The sequence below is a fragment of the Streptomyces sp. AF1A genome, assembly GCF_047340315.1.
Lineage (GTDB): Bacteria > Actinomycetota > Actinomycetes > Streptomycetales > Streptomycetaceae > Streptomyces.
On record NZ_JBLEBI010000164.1, the window covers coordinates 1 to 15,463 of the forward strand.

The following is a 15,463-nucleotide window of genomic DNA, read 5'->3' on the forward strand; positions in this document are numbered from 1 at the left end:
TTGCCACCGGCGGGATCAACGTTCCGGCCCCGGCCCCGGCAGAGCGCCTTTCACCCGGGTGAAACCGGCCGCCCCGGTGCCGCCCGGACCGGGCCGATAGGTCATGCTGGACGTATGCGGAACCGCCGGATCAGCGAAGCGCCTCCTTCCCCGGGCCCTGTGCGATGACGGTTCTCCCCGTGCGCGGTCGCGACCGCGAGCTCGCCGCCCTCCGCGACGCACACGCGTCGGTACGGGCCGGGCGCGGAGCCTGTGTGCTCGTCGAGGCCGCGCCGGGTCTGGGCCTGACGAGGATCCTGCAGGAAAGCACGCGGCTCGGGTGCGAGGCGGGCTTCGACGTGGTCCGGCTCGACGCCGACGAGCTCGACCAGTACGCCTCGCGCTCGGCGCTGCCGGCGGCGCTCCATGCCGCCGACGGCACCCCTCGGGGCGGGACGCCGGAGGATCTCGCCGACCGGCCCGCCTGGCTGCTCGACCGCGTCGCCGACCTGCTCGAACGCCGGGCGCGCCGGGCGCCGGTGTCGGTCGTGGCCGATGACGCCCAGTGGGCGGACCCGGCCACCCTGTCGGCGCTGCGCGCGCTGCCGGTGCGGCTGGCCGACTCGCCGATTCTGTGGGTGGTCGGCATGCAGTCCGGGAGCGGGCGGCCGTCGGCCGGCCGCGTGAGCGACTACCTGGAGGACAACGGGGCCCGCCGCCTGGTCCTGCGGCCCCTGAGCACCCGGGCGGTCACGCAGATCGCCGAGGACGTCCTGGGCCGTGCCCCCGACGCCGCGCTCACTCCGCTGCTCCGGGACGCCCACGGCAACCCGTTCCTCGTCATCGAGCTGCTGCGTTCCCTGGAGAAGTCGGGCGGACTGGAACAGTCGGCGGGCAGTCCGCCGATCCCCGCGGACTTCCGCAGGGGTGTGCTCCGGCGGCTCGGAGCGCTGCCCGAGGATGCCATGCAGCTGCTGCGGATCGGCTCGGTGCTGGGCAGGAGGTTCGACCTCGCCACGGCCGCTCGCATGCTCGGCAGCCGGGTCGGACCTCTGCTCCCCGCGGTCGGCGCGGCTCTGGATGCCGGGCTCCTCGCGGCGGAGGGCGACCGGCTCGCCTTCCGGCACGATCTGGTGCGGCGTGCCGTGTACGACGAACTGCCGCAGCCGGCGCGGTCCGCCCTGCACCGGGAGGCGGGCGAGGTGCTGAGCGCCGCCGGCGTCCCCTCCGCGGAAGTGATCCGCCATGTCGTCCTGGGCGGTGGGCCACTCGACCCGGAGGCCATGCGGACCCTCTGCGAGGTGGTCCGGGACATGGGTGCCACGGTCCCGGAGGCCGCCGCCGATCTGGCCGTCGACGCGGCGGACCGGCTGCCGCCGAGCGATCCCCGCAGGGTCGACCTGCTGACGGAGGCGGCCTACCAGCTGAGTGGGACGCGCCGGGTCAACGAGGCTCTGCGGCTGGTGAACGCCCTGCTGTCGGAGGATCCGGCCCCCGCCCGCCAGGCGACCCTGCACCTCGTCGCGGCCGAGGTCCACCAGGCGGCCGGGGACGACGCGACGGCGATCGCCCACACCGGCGCCGCTCTGGAGCTGCCGGACCTGCCGGAGGATCTGCGCACCCAGCTGCTCAAGACGCAGGGCTCCGGCCTCGTGGCGATGGGCGAGCCGGCGCGGGCCGAGGAGACCAGCGATGTGCTGCTCGAGGCCTCCTACCGGAGCGGGGACACCGCGACCGTGGTCAGCGCCATGGTTTTCCAGTCCCAACTCGCCTTCTACCACGGCCGGTTGTCGCAGGCCCTCGGGTTCGCCGAGCAGGCGACGCGCCGTACCCACGCCGAGCCGCACAGCCTCAGGCTGCGGCCGCCCCGGGTACCCGCTCTGTGGTTGTCCACGGTCCTGACCGCCACGGACCGTCTCGACGACGCCGAGCGCTGTCTGCGCGACGGGCAGCGGCAGGCGGAGACCCTGGGTCTGGGGTGGTCGCTTCCGTACTGGCACGCGCAGCGGGCCTGCGCCCTGCTCGAACGGGGCGCCCTGGACGACGCGGTCGTCGAGGCGGAGGCCTGCCTGGCGGTGGCGGAGGAGCTGGAGGTCACACGGGCGGTGCCGCTGGCGCGCTCGGTGCTCACGGACGTCGCCGTGCGGCAGGGGGATCTGTCCCGCGCCCGGGCGCATCTGCAGGCGGCCCGGTCGTCGGCCTCCTTCGAACACCCGCCCTACGGCCCGTGGCTGACGCTGGCCGAGGCCGTCCTGCTCGACGCGGAGAACCGCTGCCAGGAAGCCGCCGAGCTCGGCCGCCGCTACGGCGCGGGTCCGCAGTGGCTGCTGGCCGTTCCTCCCGGCCACTGGCCGCGGCTGGTGCGGGTCGCGCTGCGCGGCGGGGACCGGGAGGCGGCAGCGGCGGTCCAGAAGGTCCTGGAGCACATCGTGGGAGAGGACGGCGGTCAGACGGTGGTCCGGGCCGTCGACGCGCATGTCCGCGGCCTCGTCGAGAGCCGCCCGGACCTGCTCGAGGAGGCGGTCCGGCTCTACCACCAAGGCCCTCGCGCCCTGGCGCTGGCGGATGCCCTGGAAGACCTCGGCAACGCTCTGGGCAGCGGTGACGCCGTTCCGGCGGCCGTCGCTCATCTGCGGGAGGCGCAGAGCCTGCTGCAGCGGTGCGGTGCGGCGAGGGACCACGACCGGGTGCGGCAGAGCATGAGCAGGCTGGGGGTGCGACCCTCCGGAAGCCCGCGGAGGTCCACCGCGACCTCCGGGTGGGACAGTCTGTCCGAATCGGAGCTTCGCGTCGTCCCCCTGGTCGCGGAGGGGCTCACCAACCGCGCCATCGCCGAACGGCTGTTCCTTTCGGTGCACACGGTGAACACACATCTGCGGCACGTCTTCACGAAGCTGGGCATCAACTCGCGCGTCGAGCTCACCCGCTTCCTCATGGAGCACGAGATTGATTCCGCCGGCCGAGGCGATTCACCCGGGTGATTCGCCTCACCGCCCGGTCTCTCACCCCGCCGAGGTGCAGCATCGGCCCCAGGAAACCAACGGGGTTTTCCGAGTTCTCGAGGGTCGAGAGGTGGGCTCATGACCGGGACAACCGGCAGGGTGGCATTGGTGACCGGGGCCAGCAGCGGGATCGGCGCGGCCACCGCACGGCTGCTGGCCGCACGCGGAATGCGCGTGGTGGTCAACTATCTGCGCAACACCAGCGCCGCCGACCAGGTCGTGGCCGACATCGAGGCCGCCGGCGGCCGGGCCATGGCCGTCCAGGCCGACGTCCGCGACACCACCGCCGTCCACCGCATGACCGAACAGGTGCAGCAGGACTGGGGCGGCGTCGACGTCCTCGTCCACAACGCGCTCATCCCCTACGCCGTCAAACCCTTCACCGACATCACCTGGGAGGAACTGGGCGGCAAACTCGACGCCGAGATGCACGCCGCGTTCGCCGTCACCAAGGCCGTGCTGCCCCACATGCGCGAGCAGGGCTGGGGCCGCATCGTCTACATCGGCACCGGCCTCAGCCGCCGCCCCCGCGCCCGCATGATCGCCCTGGGCGTCGCCAAGGCCGCCCTCGAACAGTTCGCCCGCTACCTCGCCCAGGAACTCGGGCCCCAGGGCATCACCGTCAACACCGTCGCCCCCGGCCCCGTCGAGTCCCGCATCGCCGACGACGTCCTCGACGACGCCACCCGGGCACGGCAGATCGCCGCCACCCCCCTGGGCCGCCTGGCCCACCCCGCCGACGTCGCCCAGGCGGTCGCCTTCTACGCAGCCGAGGACACCTCCTTCATGACCGGCACCACCGCCGCGGTCAACGGCGGCATGGCCATGGACTGAGCCCTGCTGTCCCGCACACCATCAAGGAAGACGTTCATGCACACGATCGATCTCGCCTACGTCGGGCGCGGCCTGCACGAGGAGCTGGCCGCCTACATCGCCGACCAGCAGGACTTCTACGCCGACGAGGGCGTCCACGTCGCCCTGCGGGACGGCTGCGCCTGGCCCGACGAACGGCTGCGCCGCTGCGCCACCATCGGACTCGGCCGGGCCCTGCTGACACGACTGACCGACGGCACCCCCTGGGTCTCGCTCAACGTCAACACCCACCGCCCGCTGTTCTGGTTCCTCGCCCGCCCCGGCATCGAATCCCTGACCGACCTCGCCGGCCGGCGGCTGGCCGTGCACGCCCCCCACACCGCACCCGGGTGCTTCGCCCGGATCGTCCTGCGCGGGGCCGGACTCGACCCCGACCACGACATCCGGACCGTCGTCCGCGCACCCGGCGACTACGGTCTGGACCTGCGCCGGCTGCGCGAGGGCAGCATCGACGCCGCCTACGTCGGCAGCACCATGGCGCCCGAGGCGGTGGCCGCCGAGTACGGCTGGAACGTGCTGGCCTGGGTCGGCGACCACTTCCGGATCCCCACGGTGGGCCTGGCCGTCGATCCGACCCACATCAGCCCCGACGACCCCGCCGTCCAGGCCGTCCTGCGGGCCCACCGGCGCGCCCTGCAGGTGATCCGCCACGACCCGGACACCACGGTGCGGCACATGCAGACCTTCCTCGGCGGCCAGACCGCGGACGAGGCGCGAGCCCACTACGACGCCTTCATCGCGCCGCACTTCACCACCGACGGCCAGGCCGACCTCGCCGTCGGCGAGGCGGCCATCACCGCGGTCGCCGCCGAACTCGGCGTCCCCGCGACCCTCGCCGCCACCGACTTCTACCGCACCACGGCCGCGGCGGTGTGATCACCTGCGGCCGGCGCCGCACCGACGCGGACGGCCGGGGCATCCGAACGTGCCCCGGCCGGCCGCGTCGGCGGCTGCCTCAGGAGAGCCAGTCGGTGTAGCGGGTGGCGGCGATCCGGGCTCCCTCCGGGGCGGTGATGGCGTCGCCGGGCACGGCCGCGAACAGGCCGGCGGAGTCGTCGGTGACGACGGTGCGGCCGTCGCCCTTGGCGGCCACCGTGATCCGGCCGAGTTCGTCGAGGGGGTAGACGTCGGGGCCCCCGATGTTGAGGACGCCGTTCAGCGGAGGGCCCGCGGCGACCTCGGCGACGGCGCCGGCCACGTCCGCGGCGGCGATCGGCTGGATCGGCGTGCGGGGCAGGCGGACGGTGTCGCCCTCGGTGCTCATGGCCAGGGTCGCGTCCATGAACTCCATGAACTGCGTGGCGCGGACGATGGAGTAGGGGATCGGCCCCGCCTTGAGGATGTCCTCCTGCAGGACCTTCGCCCGGTAGTAGTCCATGTCGGGCACCCGATCGACGCCGACGATCGAGAGGATGACGAAGTGCCCGACCCCGGCCTTCTCGCTCGCGGCGACAAGGTTGTCCATCGACGTCCGGAAGAAGGCGAGCGAGGCCTCGTCGAAGGTCGGCGAGTTCGTCAGGTTGACGACGACGTCGGCGCCGGCCACGGCCCCCTCCACCCCCTGGCCCGTGATGATGTCCACGCCCGTGGACAGAGAGTGCGGTACGGCCTGGTGTCCGGCCGCTTTCAGGTTCGCCACGACCTGCGACCCGATCAGCCCGGTTCCGCCGATGACTGCGAACTTCATGGCACGCCTTTCCTACGAGCAGTGGTGTCCGATACATACCGTAGGCACCACTGTGCGCATCCTGCGTGCCGAAGGCGGCGGCCGGTACCGGCCGCCGGCTCTCAGCTGTCGAAGTCGACGGTCAGGGTCTCCGAGACCGGGTGGCTCTGGCAGGTGAGCACATAGCCGGCGTCGACCTCGGCGGGCTCCAGCGCGTAGTTGCGCCGCATGTCCGCCTCGCCCTCGGTGATCCGGGCGCGGCAGGTGCCGCAGACGCCGCCCTTGCAGGCGAAGGGCAGGTCGGGGCGGACGCGGGCGGCGGAGTCCAGGATCGTGGCCCCGCGAGGGAGCGCGGAGGTGGTGGAGCGGCCGTCCAGGACGACGGTGACCTGACTGACGGGTCCGTCGGCCCGGGGCTCCTCGTGGCGTACGGGGGCGGGCTCCTCGCCGGCGAAGAAGAGCTCCTGGTGGACGCGGTCGCCGGGCACGCCGAGGCCGGAGAGGACCTTCTGGGCGTCCAGGACCATGCCGTGCGGGCCGCACAGCCACCAGTGGTCGGCCTCGGAGACGTCGACCAGGCCGTCGATGAGCGCGGCCAGCCGCTCGGCGTCCAGGCGGCCGGTCAGCAGCTCGGCCTCGCGCGGCTCGCGGGAGAGCACGTGCGCGAGCTGGAAGCGGGCGGGGTAGAGGTCCTTCAGGTCGGCCAGTTCGTCGGCGAACATGACCGAGTCGGTGCGCCGGTTGCCGTAGAAGAGGGTGACGCGCGAGCGGTCGTCGGCGGCGAGCACGGACTCGGCGATGGAGACCATCGGGGTGATGCCGGAGCCGGCCGCGATCAGCACGTGGTGTCCGGGCGTGGCCAGGTCCGGGGTGAAGGCGCCGGTCGGGGCCATCACCTCGACGGTGTCGCCGGGCTTCACCTCGTTCACGAGCCAGGAGGAGAACAGGCCGCCGGGCACCACGCGCACGCCGATGCGGGGCCGGGCGCCCACCGGGGAGCAGATCGAGTAGGAGCGCCGCTCGTCCCGCCCGTCGATCTCGCGCCGCAGGGTGAGCGACTGGCCGGGCGCGAAGGCGAACTCCCCCGCCAGTTCGGCGGGGACGTCGAAGGCCACCGCCACGGCGTCGTCGCACAGCCGCTGCACCGCGGCCACCTTCAGGGCGTGGAAGGCCGGGCGGCGGCGCACCCGGCGCACCGGGGCGGCAGCGGCGGCGTCGGGGGCCATCAGGTCCTCCATCAGATCTCCTTGACGTACTCGAACGGTTCCCGGCAGGCGCGGCAGCGCCAGAGCGCCTTGCAGGAGGTGGCGCCGAACCGGGAGGTCTCCTCCGTGTCGGTCGCACCGCAGCGCGGGCAGGGCACCGCCCGGCGGGTCGTGGACAGGGTGAGCGGCACGGGGCCCTTCGCCGGGCGCGGTGCGGGCCCGGGCGGTGCGATGCCGTGTGCGGCGAGCTTGCGGCGGCCCTCGGGGGTGATCCAGTCGGTGGTCCAGGGCGGGTCGAGGACCGTGCGCACCTCGACGCGCTCGTAACCGGCGTTCTTCAGCCGCGCCGCCACGCCGGCCCGCATCTCGGACATGGCCGGGCAGCCGGAGTAGGTCGGCGTCAGATCGGCGACGACCGTGCCGTCGGCGGCCACCGTCACGTTCCGCAGCACGCCGAGGTCGGCGAGGGTGAGCATGGGCAGTTCGGGGTCGGGCACCTGCTCGGCGATGCGCCGGGCGCGCCGGGCGTCGGTGAGCACGGTCACCATGTCGCCTCCGGGTGGGCGCGGGCCACGCTCTGCAGCTCGGCGAGGAGCGGGGCGAGGTGTTCGGTGTGGTCGCCGGCACGGCCGGAGCCGGCCGTGTGCGGTGGTATGTCCGGCAGGGGCAGGCCGGCCGCCTCGGTGACCTGCCTCAGCACGGCGAGGACCTCGGTTTGCGCGTCGTGGGCCTCGAACAGCTCGCCCAGGTGAGCGGCCACCTGGTCGAGGCCGGCGCGCATCCGGCGGTGGGACTCCTCGGTGCCGTCGCCGAGCCGGACGACCCACTCCGCCGCGTACTGCCGGTGGTAGGTCAGCTCCTTCACGCCCTTGGCGGCGATGGCGGCGAGCACCGGGTCGGCCGTGCCGGCGAGCCGCTCGAAGTGGGCCAGGCGCCAGCTGGCCAGCACCAGCAGCCGGGCGACGGTGAACGCGAAGTCCCCGTTGGGCAGTTCGGTCAGGCGCACGTTGCGGAAGTCGTCCGCGTCGCGGAAGTAGGCATAGGCGTCCTCGCCGCGTCCCGTGCCGTCGACCTGGCCGCACCGGGCGTACAGCAGGCGGGCCTGGCCGAGCAGGTCGAGCCCGATGTTGGCCAGCGCGACCTCCTCCTCCAGCTCGGGGGCGCGGGTGGTCCACTCGGCCAGGCGCTGGGCGCCGACCAGGGCGTCGTCGGCCAGCGCCAGGCAGAGCGCGGCCAGTTCGGCCCGGTCGACGCCGTCCGGGACGGCGGTGCTCACGCCGTGCAGGGGGTCCTCGAAGCCGGTGCCGTAGGCCCACCGGCTGTCGTCCTCGTGTCCCTCGGCGAGGGTCATGTAGACGTGGTCGTCGCTCATGCCCTGCTCCTAGATGTGGGGGACGTCGTCGGGGATGTCGTAGAAGGTGGGGTGGCGGTACACCTTGTCGGCGCTGGGGGCGAAGAAGGGGTCCTTCTCGTCGCGGGTGGAGGCGGCGATGTGCTCGGAGCGCACCACCCAGATGCTCACGCCCTCGTTGCGCCGCGTGTACAGGTCGCGCGCGTGGGTGAGCGCCATGGCGTCGTCGGCGGCGTGCAGCGAGCCGACGTGGACGTGGTTGAGGCCGCGCTTGCCGCGCACGAACACCTCGTACAGGGGCCAGCCGTGCTTCTCGGAGGTCATGCCGCCGTTCCCTTCTTCGCGCGCTCCGCCTGCTTGGCGGCGTGGGCGGTGGCCGCCTCGCGCACCCAGGCGCCCTCTTCGTGAGCGGCCCGGCGCCGCTCGATCCGTTCCGCGTTGCAGGGCCCGTCGCCCTTGATGACGCGCATCAGCTCGTCCCAGTCGGGCGTGCCGAAGTCGTGGTGCCCGCGCTCCTCGTTCCAGCGCAGTTCCGGGTCGGGCAGGGTGACGCCGAGCTTCTCGGCCTGCGGGACGGTCATGTCGACGAAGCGCTGGCGCAGCTCGTCGTTGCTGTGCCGCTTGATCTTCCAGGCCATCGACTGCGCGGAGTTGGGTGAGGCGTCGTCGGGCGGGCCGAACATCATCAGGGACGGCCACCACCAGCGGTTCACGGCGTCCTGCACCATCTCGCGCTGGGCGTCCGTGCCGCGCATCATCGTCATCAGCAGCTCGTAGCCCTGCCGCTGGTGGAAGGACTCCTCCTTGCAGATGCGCACCATGGCGCGCGCGTACGGCCCGTACGACGACCGGCACAGCGGCACCTGGTTGCAGATGGCCGCGCCGTCCACGAACCAGCCGATCACCCCGACGTCGGCGAAGCTCAGCGTCGGGTAGTTGAAGATCGACGAGTACTTCTGGCGCCCCTCGATCAGACGCTCGGTGAGGTCCGCGCGGTCGGCGCCGAGGGTCTCGGCCGCCGAGTACAGGTAGAGCCCGTGGCCGGCCTCGTCCTGCACCTTGGCGAACAGGATCGCCTTGCGGCGCAGCGAGGGGGCACGCGTGATCCACTCGCCCTCCGGCTGCATGCCGATGATCTCCGAGTGCGCGTGCTGCGCCACCTGCCGGACCAGCGTCCTGCGGTAGCCCTCCGGCATCCAGTCGCGGGGCTCGATGCGCTGGTCCCGGGCGATCGTCGCGTCGAAGTGCGCCTGGAGTCCGGGCGGCGCGCCGTCGGTGCCCGCCGGGGCGGCCTGCTGAGCCGTCATCCGTACCACCTATCCCTACCGACCGTTCGTTCGGCACCATGATAGGACGAGGCCACCGGGGTCCGGCAAGTGCCGGGTCGGGGCCGGTCACCCGCATCGGAGGCGCGCCGGCCGTCCCGGCGGGCGGCGTCACCCGGGGCCGCGGCCGGCGCGTGGCTCACCCCTTGACAGCCGATGGCGCGGCTTGAATTACTTGGCCTTGCCGCACGCTAACCGAATGTTCGGTCGGTAGACAAGGTGGTGCACAGCATGAAGGAAGCCATGCAGTCGACTCCGGCGCCCGCGGAGCGCATGTTCGCCGCGGACCGGGCCTCCCGGCTGCTCGGCATCGAACTGCTCGAGCAGGGCGAAGGGGCCGCCGTAGTGCGCATGACCGTGACGGACTCGATGGTCAACGGCCACGGGATCGCCCACGGCGGATACGTGTTCCTGCTGGCCGACACCGCCTTCGCCTGTGCCTGCAACAGCCATGGACCGGTCACCGTCGCGTCCGGGGCCGACGTCACCTTCGTCGCCCCCGCGTACGAGGGCGACGTCCTGGTGGCCACCGCCCGGGAACTCACCCGCTTCGGTCGCAGCGGCATCTACGACGTGAGTGTGACGCGCGGTGACGCAGTGATCGCGGAGTTCCGCGGCCGCAGCCGCAGCATCCGGAACACGCAGCCCGAGGAGCCGCGATGACCAGCGAACCGACCACCGCCTCCCCCGCCCGGACACGTCTGGGCGAGCCGCTTCCCGCCGCCCTGCTCGACGACGCCGAGCGGATGCCGCGCGAGGAGATCGAGGACCTCCAGCTGCGCCGCCTGCGCCGGACGCTGCGGCACGCCTACGACAACGTCGAGCTGTACCGCAGGAAGTTCGACGCGGCGGGCGTGACGCCCGACGACTGCCGGACGCTCGCGGACCTGGCCCGGTTCCCCTTCACCACCAAGGCGGACCTGCGCGAGACGTACCCCTTCGGCATGTTCGCCGTCCCCCTGTCCGAGGTGCGGCGCATCCACGCCTCCAGCGGCACGACCGGGCGCCCGACGGTGGTCGGCTACACCGAGCGGGACCTGTCGACCTGGGCGGACCTCGTCGCGCGCTCCATCCGGGCCGCCGGCGGCCGCCCCGGGCACAAGGTCCACGTCAGTTACGGCTACGGCCTGTTCACCGGCGGGCTCGGCGCGCACTACGGCGCCGAGCGGGCCGGGTGCACGGTGATCCCCGCCTCGGGCGGCATGACCGCACGCCAGGTGCAGATCATCCAGGACTTCGAACCCGACATCATCATGGTCACCCCGTCCTACATGCTCACCCTGCTCGACGAGTTCGAGCGCCAGGGCGTCGACCCGCGCTCCACCTCGCTGAAGGTCGGCATCTTCGGCGCCGAACCGTGGACCGAGGAGATGCGCCGCGAGATAGAGGAGCGCATGGACATCCACGCGGTCGACATCTACGGCCTGTCCGAGGTGATGGGACCCGGCGTCGCCCAGGAGTGCGTGGAGACCAAGGACGGCCTGCACGTGTGGGAGGACCACTTCCTGCCCGAGGTCGTCGACCCCCTCACCGACGAGGTCCTCGCCGACGGCGAGAGCGGGGAACTCGTCTTCACCTCGCTCACCAAGGAGGCGCTGCCCGTCATCCGGTACCGGACCCGGGACCTGACCCGCCTGCTGCCCGGCTCGGCCCGGACCGGGTTCCGCCGCATCGAGAAGATCACCGGCCGCTGCGACGACATGATCATCCTGCGCGGGGTGAACGTCTTCCCGACCCAGATCGAGGAGGTCGTGCTCCGCACCCCCGGCGTCGCTCCCCACTTCCAGATCCAGCTCAGCACGCGCGGGCGGATGGACCACATGACCGTACATGTCGAGGCGCGGCCCGACGCGGGCCCCGAGCAGCGGGAGGCGGCCGCCCGGGCCATCGCCAGGGGCGTCAAGGACGGCGTCGGCGTGACCGTGGACGTGGCGATCGTGGAGCCCGAGACACTGGAGCGCTCCCTGGGCAAGCTCCGCAGGGTCAAGGACCAGCGCGGCGCATGAACCGCGCCCGTGCCGCGACGGCCTCGTGAGCAGCGCGCCCGGCGGACGGGCCGCGCGGGTCTGCTGTGTCGACGCCGCCCTCCCGACCCGTCGCGCCGGCACAGCTCTGCCGGACCGGAGCTGCGCCCGGCAAGGGCCCTGCTGAGCGGCTGCTGATCCGCCCGGCGGCGCCCGCCGTCCGGTCGCGCTGCGAGCCTTCGGGTCTCCCCCCATGCTGGAGAAGAGGGGGGAGTGACAACGGAGGAAGTGGTGACGATGCAGACCGTTGTCGACCTCACACGCTGTCAGGGCTACGCGCAGTGCGTGTTCCTCGCGCCCGACGTGTTCGAGCTGCACGGGGAGGAGGGATTGCTGTACGCCACCGCCGTCCCCGAGGACCAGGTCGAGCGGGTGCGCCAGGCAGCGGCGGCGTGTCCGGTCCAGGCGATCCTCCTCGGCGAGGAGGTGACGAGCGGTGCCCGATGACCTCAAGGACGGCCGCATCGTCATCGTCGGCGCGTCGCTGGCCGGGCTGCGGGCGGCGGAGGCGCTGCGCGAGGAGGGCTTCACCGGCTCCCTGACCGTCGTCGGGGACGAGCCGCACGCGCCCTACGACCGGCCGCCGCTGTCCAAGCAGGTGCTGCTCGGACAGGCCACGGCCGACACCACGGAGCTGCCGATGCGGCGCGACCCGGACGCCGAGTGGCGGCTGGGCGTACGCGCCACGGGCCTGGACCCGCTGGCGAAGCGGGTGCTGCTGGAGGACGGCGAGTCGCTGCCGTACGACCGGGTGCTGATCGCCACCGGAACCCGGGCGCGGCCCTGGCCCAACCCGCAGGAGGCCGCCCTGGAGGGCGTGTTCACCCTGCGCACGCGCGAGGACGGCGCCGGGCTCGCCGAGCGGCTGAACGCGGGACCGGAGCGGGTGCTGGTGATCGGCGCCGGGTTCACCGGCTCCGAGATCGCCTCCGCCTGCCGGGAGCGGGGCCTGAACGTCACGGTCGCCGAACGCGGCCCCGCACCCCTGGTGGGTGCCCTGGGCGGCGCCCTGTCGAAGCTCGCGGCCGTCATGCAGCGCAACCACGGCGTGGATCTGCGCACCGGGGTGACGGTCACCGCCCTGCACGGCAACGGCGCCTTCACCGGCGCGGAGCTGTCCGACGGCAGCCGCGTCGACGCGGACGTGTGCGTGGTGGCGCTGGGCGCGGTCCGCAACGTCGAGTGGCTGGCGGAGTCCGGGCTGGCGGCGGGCCCGCGCGGGCTCGCCTGCGACGCGGGGTGCCGCGCCTTCACGATGTACGGCATCGTCACCGACGACGTCTTCGCGGCCGGTGACGTCTCCCGCTTCCCGCACCCGCTGTTCGGATACCAGTTGCTGTCCCTGGAGCACTGGGGCAACGCGGTCGAGCAGGCCCAGGTGGCGGCCCACAACATGGTCAGCCCGGGGCCGCTGCGGCGCCCGCACCTGCCCATCCCGACGTTCTGGTCGACCCAGTTCGGGCTGAACATCAAGTCGGTGGGCGTGCCCACCTACTCCGACCATGTGGTCATCGCCCAGGGCTCGCTGGAGGCGCGCCGGCTGGCGATGGTCTACGGCTACCAGGGCCGGGTCACGGCCGCGGTCACCGTCGACATGGCCAAGGCGCTCGACTACTACCGGCACCTGATCGAGACGGCCGCCCCGTTCCCGCCGCCGCCCGGCGCGCAGGACCGTGCGATCGCGGCCGACGTCGCGATCCCCTCCGACGTGCCGGATCCGTCGGTGCTGTCGCACACCCCGACCGTCGCGCTCACCGGTCACTTCCCCGATCGCCGGCTGACGGTGGTGTGAGACCGCCGGCCGTGCCACGCCCTGCCTGCCCCACCACGAGGAGCCGCCATGGACTCCGAGACCCTGCTGGCCCGGATCACCGACTACGCCAGCCGCCCCGACCCCTACCCGCTGTACGCGGAGCTCCGCGAGGCCGGTCACATCGTGTGGCAGGCCGGCGGCAGCTGTCTGGTCGGCGGCTACCACGACATCGCCGCGCTGCTGCACGACCCGCGGATGAGCGCGGACCCGCGCACCAAGGGCGAGGTGGCCCACGAGCTGCCGTTCCTCCGGCTCGACGATCCCGAACACCACCGGCTGCGCACGCTGGCCATGCGGCCGTTCGGCCCCCCGCACAGCCCCCGCCGGGTCGACGGCATGCGCGGCGAGATCGTCCGGATCACCGAGGAACTGCTGGCGCCCTTCGAGGCGGGACGGCAGGTCGACGTCGTGGACGACTTCGCCTACCCGCTGCCCGTCGCGGTGATCTGCCGCCTGCTCGGCGTGCCGCGGGAGGACGAACCGCTGTTCCGCGCCTGGTCGGACGCGATCGTCGCGTCCGCGGACGTCCGGCCCGACGAGGACGCCACGGCGACCGACAAGGCCGGCGAGCAGGCCCGGATGGAGATGGGCGGCTACCTGGTGCACCTCGCCGAACAGCGCCGTGGTCACCCGGGCGACGACATGCTCTCGGCCTTCGCCAACGAGCCCGACCCCGCCCTGCGGCTCACCCGGGAGGAGCTCGCGCAGACCGCCGTGCTGCTCCTCATCGCCGGGCACGAGACCACGGTCAACCTGATCACCAACGGTGTGCTCACCCTCATGCGCCGGCCCGAGCAGCTGGACCTGCTGCGCCGGGAGCCCGAGCTGCTGCCCCGGGCGGTGGAGGAACTGCTGCGCTTCGAGCCCCCGGTGCACATGCGCGAGCGCATCCCGCGCGCGGACGTCGAGGTGGCCGGCCACCGGATTCCCGAGGGCACGTCGGTCATCCTGGTGCTGGGCTCCGGCAACCACGACCCCCGGCGGTTCTGCGACCCGGACCGGTTCGACCCGGCCCGCCCGGACGTCGAGCACCTGGGCTTCGGCGGCGGCATCCACTTCTGCTACGGCGCGCCGCTCGCCCGCCTGGAGGCCCAGGCGGCGCTGGCCGCGCTCATGCCCCGTCTCGCCACGGCGGACCTGGTCCAGGACCCGCCCCCGTACCGGCAGAACGCCATGCTGCGCGGCCCGCGCCACCTGACCCTGCGGCTGTGAGGCCCCGCGGTCAGGGCGGCGGTGCCTGGACGCCGGGGCGGAACTTGGGGAGCCGGACCGTTATCTTCGTGCCGGCTCCGACGCCCGTCTCGACGACCAGGCCGTAGTCGTCGCCGTAGACCTGGCGCAGCCGGCGGTCGACGTTGCTCAGGCCGATGCCGGTGGACGGCCCGGCGGAGCCGCGCAGGATCGCGCGCAGCCGCTCCGGTTCCATGCCGACGCCGTTGTCCTCCACGACGACGCGAGCCTCGGTGCCCTCGTCCTCGGCGGTGATGGTGACGCTGCTGCGCTCCACGGACTCCTCCAGCCCGTGCTTGAGGGCGTTCTCCACCAGGGGCTGCAGGCACAGGAAGGGGAGGGTCACGGGCAGCACCTCGGGGGCGATGCGCAAGGTGACCCGCAGACGGCGGCCGAAGCGGGCGCGGGCGAGCTCCAGGTACTGCTCGATGGAGCGCAACTCCTCGGCCAGGGTGGTGAATTCGCCGTCGCGGCGGAAGGAGTAGCGGGTGAACTCCGCGAACTCCTGCAGCAGTTCGCGGGCGCGCTCGGGGTCGGTGCGCACGAAGGAGGCGATGCTGGCCAGGGAGTTGTAGATGAAGTGCGGGGAGATCTGGGCGCGCAGGGCCCGGAACTCGGCCTCGTGGGCGCTGGAGCGGGCCCGGTCGAGGCCGGCGAGTTCGAGCTCCACGGAGAGCCGGCGGGCCGCTTCCTCGGCGGCCCGGGCCAGGGCGGTGGACTCCGCGGCGGCGAACACCGCGAGCACGCCGGGGGCCTTGCCGTCGGCCGTGAGGGGCACCAGGACGCCCCAGCGGACGGGGCAGCCGTCCTCGTCGCACGACGGCGTGACGGTGCGAGCGCGGGGCGGGTGGGTGAGGTGTGCCGCCAGTTCGGCGCGGTGGTGGTCGCCCGCGCCGTCCCACACGAGGACCGACGTCTCGTCGGTGAGGGCGAGCGCCGGGGCCGCGAGCAGGGGACGCAGTCTGCGGGCCGCCTTGCGGGCCGTGTCCGGGGCG

General features: G+C 73.2%; 15 protein-coding genes. 8 read left to right on the forward strand and 7 right to left on the reverse strand.

Translation table 11 applies throughout. The features are described 5' to 3' along the window. Nucleotides 1–179: 179 nt before the first annotated feature. From ACLU3S_RS29745 to ACLU3S_RS29755, 3 genes are all read left to right on the forward strand, one after another. Nucleotides 180–2,960 (forward strand): helix-turn-helix transcriptional regulator, encoded by a 2,781-nt coding sequence (locus tag ACLU3S_RS29745; RefSeq protein WP_413955064.1) that lies wholly within the window; start codon nucleotides 180–182, stop codon nucleotides 2,958–2,960. A gap of 99 nt (nucleotides 2,961–3,059) precedes the next feature. Continuing rightward, entirely contained in the window at nucleotides 3,060–3,815 is a 756-nt protein-coding gene (locus tag ACLU3S_RS29750; protein WP_413955065.1) for an SDR family NAD(P)-dependent oxidoreductase, read from the forward strand. A 36-nt stretch (nucleotides 3,816–3,851) separates the two neighbouring features. Next, complete coding sequence (locus ACLU3S_RS29755) at nucleotides 3,852–4,730, forward strand: ABC transporter substrate-binding protein (protein ID WP_413955066.1); 879 nt, start codon at nucleotides 3,852–3,854, stop codon at nucleotides 4,728–4,730. Between the two features lie 79 nt (nucleotides 4,731–4,809). Here the strand turns inward: ACLU3S_RS29755 and ACLU3S_RS29760 are convergent, their stop codons facing one another. The 6 genes from ACLU3S_RS29760 to paaA all read right to left on the reverse strand — a co-directional run bounded on the left by ACLU3S_RS29760 (nucleotide 4,810) and on the right by paaA (nucleotide 9,383). After that, nucleotides 4,810–5,541, reverse strand: coding sequence for an SDR family oxidoreductase (locus ACLU3S_RS29760; protein ID WP_413955067.1), 732 nt, complete (start codon nucleotides 5,539–5,541; stop codon nucleotides 4,810–4,812). Between the two features lie 101 nt (nucleotides 5,542–5,642). Next, nucleotides 5,643–6,758, reverse strand: coding sequence for a 1,2-phenylacetyl-CoA epoxidase subunit PaaE (paaE, locus tag ACLU3S_RS29765; RefSeq protein ID WP_413955068.1), 1,116 nt, complete (start codon nucleotides 6,756–6,758; stop codon nucleotides 5,643–5,645). Further along, on the reverse strand, nucleotides 6,758–7,273 hold the full coding sequence (gene paaD, locus ACLU3S_RS29770; protein ID WP_413955069.1) for a 1,2-phenylacetyl-CoA epoxidase subunit PaaD: 516 nt from the start codon (nucleotides 7,271–7,273) through the stop codon (nucleotides 6,758–6,760). The genes paaE and paaD overlap by 1 nt, the downstream gene beginning before the upstream one ends. Next, nucleotides 7,267–8,097: a 1,2-phenylacetyl-CoA epoxidase subunit PaaC gene (paaC, locus tag ACLU3S_RS29775; protein WP_413955070.1), complete on the reverse strand. Its 831-nt coding sequence runs from the start codon at nucleotides 8,095–8,097 to the stop codon at nucleotides 7,267–7,269. Before paaC ends, paaD begins: the two co-directional genes overlap by 7 nt. Before the next feature lie 9 nt (nucleotides 8,098–8,106). Further along, the gene (paaB, locus tag ACLU3S_RS29780; RefSeq protein WP_362116088.1) at nucleotides 8,107–8,400 is read right to left on the reverse strand and encodes a 1,2-phenylacetyl-CoA epoxidase subunit PaaB; all 294 of its coding nucleotides are present in this window, start codon (nucleotides 8,398–8,400) and stop codon (nucleotides 8,107–8,109) included. Further along, entirely contained in the window at nucleotides 8,397–9,383 is a 987-nt protein-coding gene (paaA, locus tag ACLU3S_RS29785) for a 1,2-phenylacetyl-CoA epoxidase subunit PaaA (protein ID WP_413955071.1), read from the reverse strand. The genes paaB and paaA overlap by 4 nt, the downstream gene beginning before the upstream one ends. Before the next feature lie 249 nt (nucleotides 9,384–9,632). On the opposite strand from paaA, the gene paaI reads away from it, so the two are divergent. The 5 genes from paaI (at nucleotide 9,633) to ACLU3S_RS29810 (ending at nucleotide 14,450) form a co-directional block, all read left to right on the forward strand. Beyond that, nucleotides 9,633–10,064 (forward strand): hydroxyphenylacetyl-CoA thioesterase PaaI, encoded by a 432-nt coding sequence (gene paaI / locus ACLU3S_RS29790; protein ID WP_413955072.1) that lies wholly within the window; start codon nucleotides 9,633–9,635, stop codon nucleotides 10,062–10,064. After that, nucleotides 10,061–11,407, forward strand: coding sequence for a phenylacetate--CoA ligase PaaK (gene paaK / locus ACLU3S_RS29795; RefSeq protein WP_413955073.1), 1,347 nt, complete (start codon nucleotides 10,061–10,063; stop codon nucleotides 11,405–11,407). The genes paaI and paaK overlap by 4 nt, the downstream gene beginning before the upstream one ends. Before the next feature lie 255 nt (nucleotides 11,408–11,662). Then, nucleotides 11,663–11,872 carry a ferredoxin gene (locus ACLU3S_RS29800; protein WP_413955077.1) on the forward strand — a complete coding sequence of 70 codons (210 nt, stop codon included), beginning with the start codon at nucleotides 11,663–11,665 and terminating at the stop codon, nucleotides 11,870–11,872. After that, a complete protein-coding gene (locus ACLU3S_RS29805) occupies nucleotides 11,862–13,217 on the forward strand; it encodes an NAD(P)/FAD-dependent oxidoreductase (RefSeq protein WP_413955074.1) in 1,356 nt (451 codons plus the stop codon). The genes ACLU3S_RS29800 and ACLU3S_RS29805 overlap by 11 nt, the downstream gene beginning before the upstream one ends. A 48-nt stretch (nucleotides 13,218–13,265) precedes the next feature. After that, the gene (locus ACLU3S_RS29810) at nucleotides 13,266–14,450 is read left to right on the forward strand and encodes a cytochrome P450 (protein WP_413955075.1); all 1,185 of its coding nucleotides are present in this window, start codon (nucleotides 13,266–13,268) and stop codon (nucleotides 14,448–14,450) included. 10 nt (nucleotides 14,451–14,460) lie between these two features. On the opposite strand, the gene ACLU3S_RS29815 is transcribed toward ACLU3S_RS29810, so the two are convergent. Further along, a partial coding sequence (locus tag ACLU3S_RS29815; protein ID WP_413955076.1) for a sensor histidine kinase occupies nucleotides 14,461–15,463 on the reverse strand: 1,003 nt, incomplete at its 5' end.

Coding starts and splice junctions, on each gene's coding strand:
- ACLU3S_RS29750 (WP_413955065.1), top strand. CDS start 3,060: ATGACCGGGACAACCGGCAGGGTGGCATTGGTGACCGGGGCCAGCAGC.
- ACLU3S_RS29755 (WP_413955066.1), top strand. CDS start 3,852: ATGCACACGATCGATCTCGCCTACGTCGGGCGCGGCCTGCACGAGGAG.
- ACLU3S_RS29760 (WP_413955067.1), bottom strand. CDS start 5,541: ATGAAGTTCGCAGTCATCGGCGGAACCGGGCTGATCGGGTCGCAGGTC.
- paaE (WP_413955068.1), bottom strand. CDS start 6,758: ATGGAGGACCTGATGGCCCCCGACGCCGCCGCTGCCGCCCCGGTGCGC.
- paaD (WP_413955069.1), bottom strand. CDS start 7,273: ATGGTGACCGTGCTCACCGACGCCCGGCGCGCCCGGCGCATCGCCGAG.
- paaC (WP_413955070.1), bottom strand. CDS start 8,097: ATGAGCGACGACCACGTCTACATGACCCTCGCCGAGGGACACGAGGAC.
- paaB (WP_362116088.1), bottom strand. CDS start 8,400: ATGACCTCCGAGAAGCACGGCTGGCCCCTGTACGAGGTGTTCGTGCGC.
- paaA (WP_413955071.1), bottom strand. CDS start 9,383: ATGACGGCTCAGCAGGCCGCCCCGGCGGGCACCGACGGCGCGCCGCCC.
- paaI (WP_413955072.1), top strand. CDS start 9,633: ATGAAGGAAGCCATGCAGTCGACTCCGGCGCCCGCGGAGCGCATGTTC.
- paaK (WP_413955073.1), top strand. CDS start 10,061: ATGACCAGCGAACCGACCACCGCCTCCCCCGCCCGGACACGTCTGGGC.
- ACLU3S_RS29800 (WP_413955077.1), top strand. CDS start 11,663: ATGCAGACCGTTGTCGACCTCACACGCTGTCAGGGCTACGCGCAGTGC.
- ACLU3S_RS29810 (WP_413955075.1), top strand. CDS start 13,266: ATGGACTCCGAGACCCTGCTGGCCCGGATCACCGACTACGCCAGCCGC.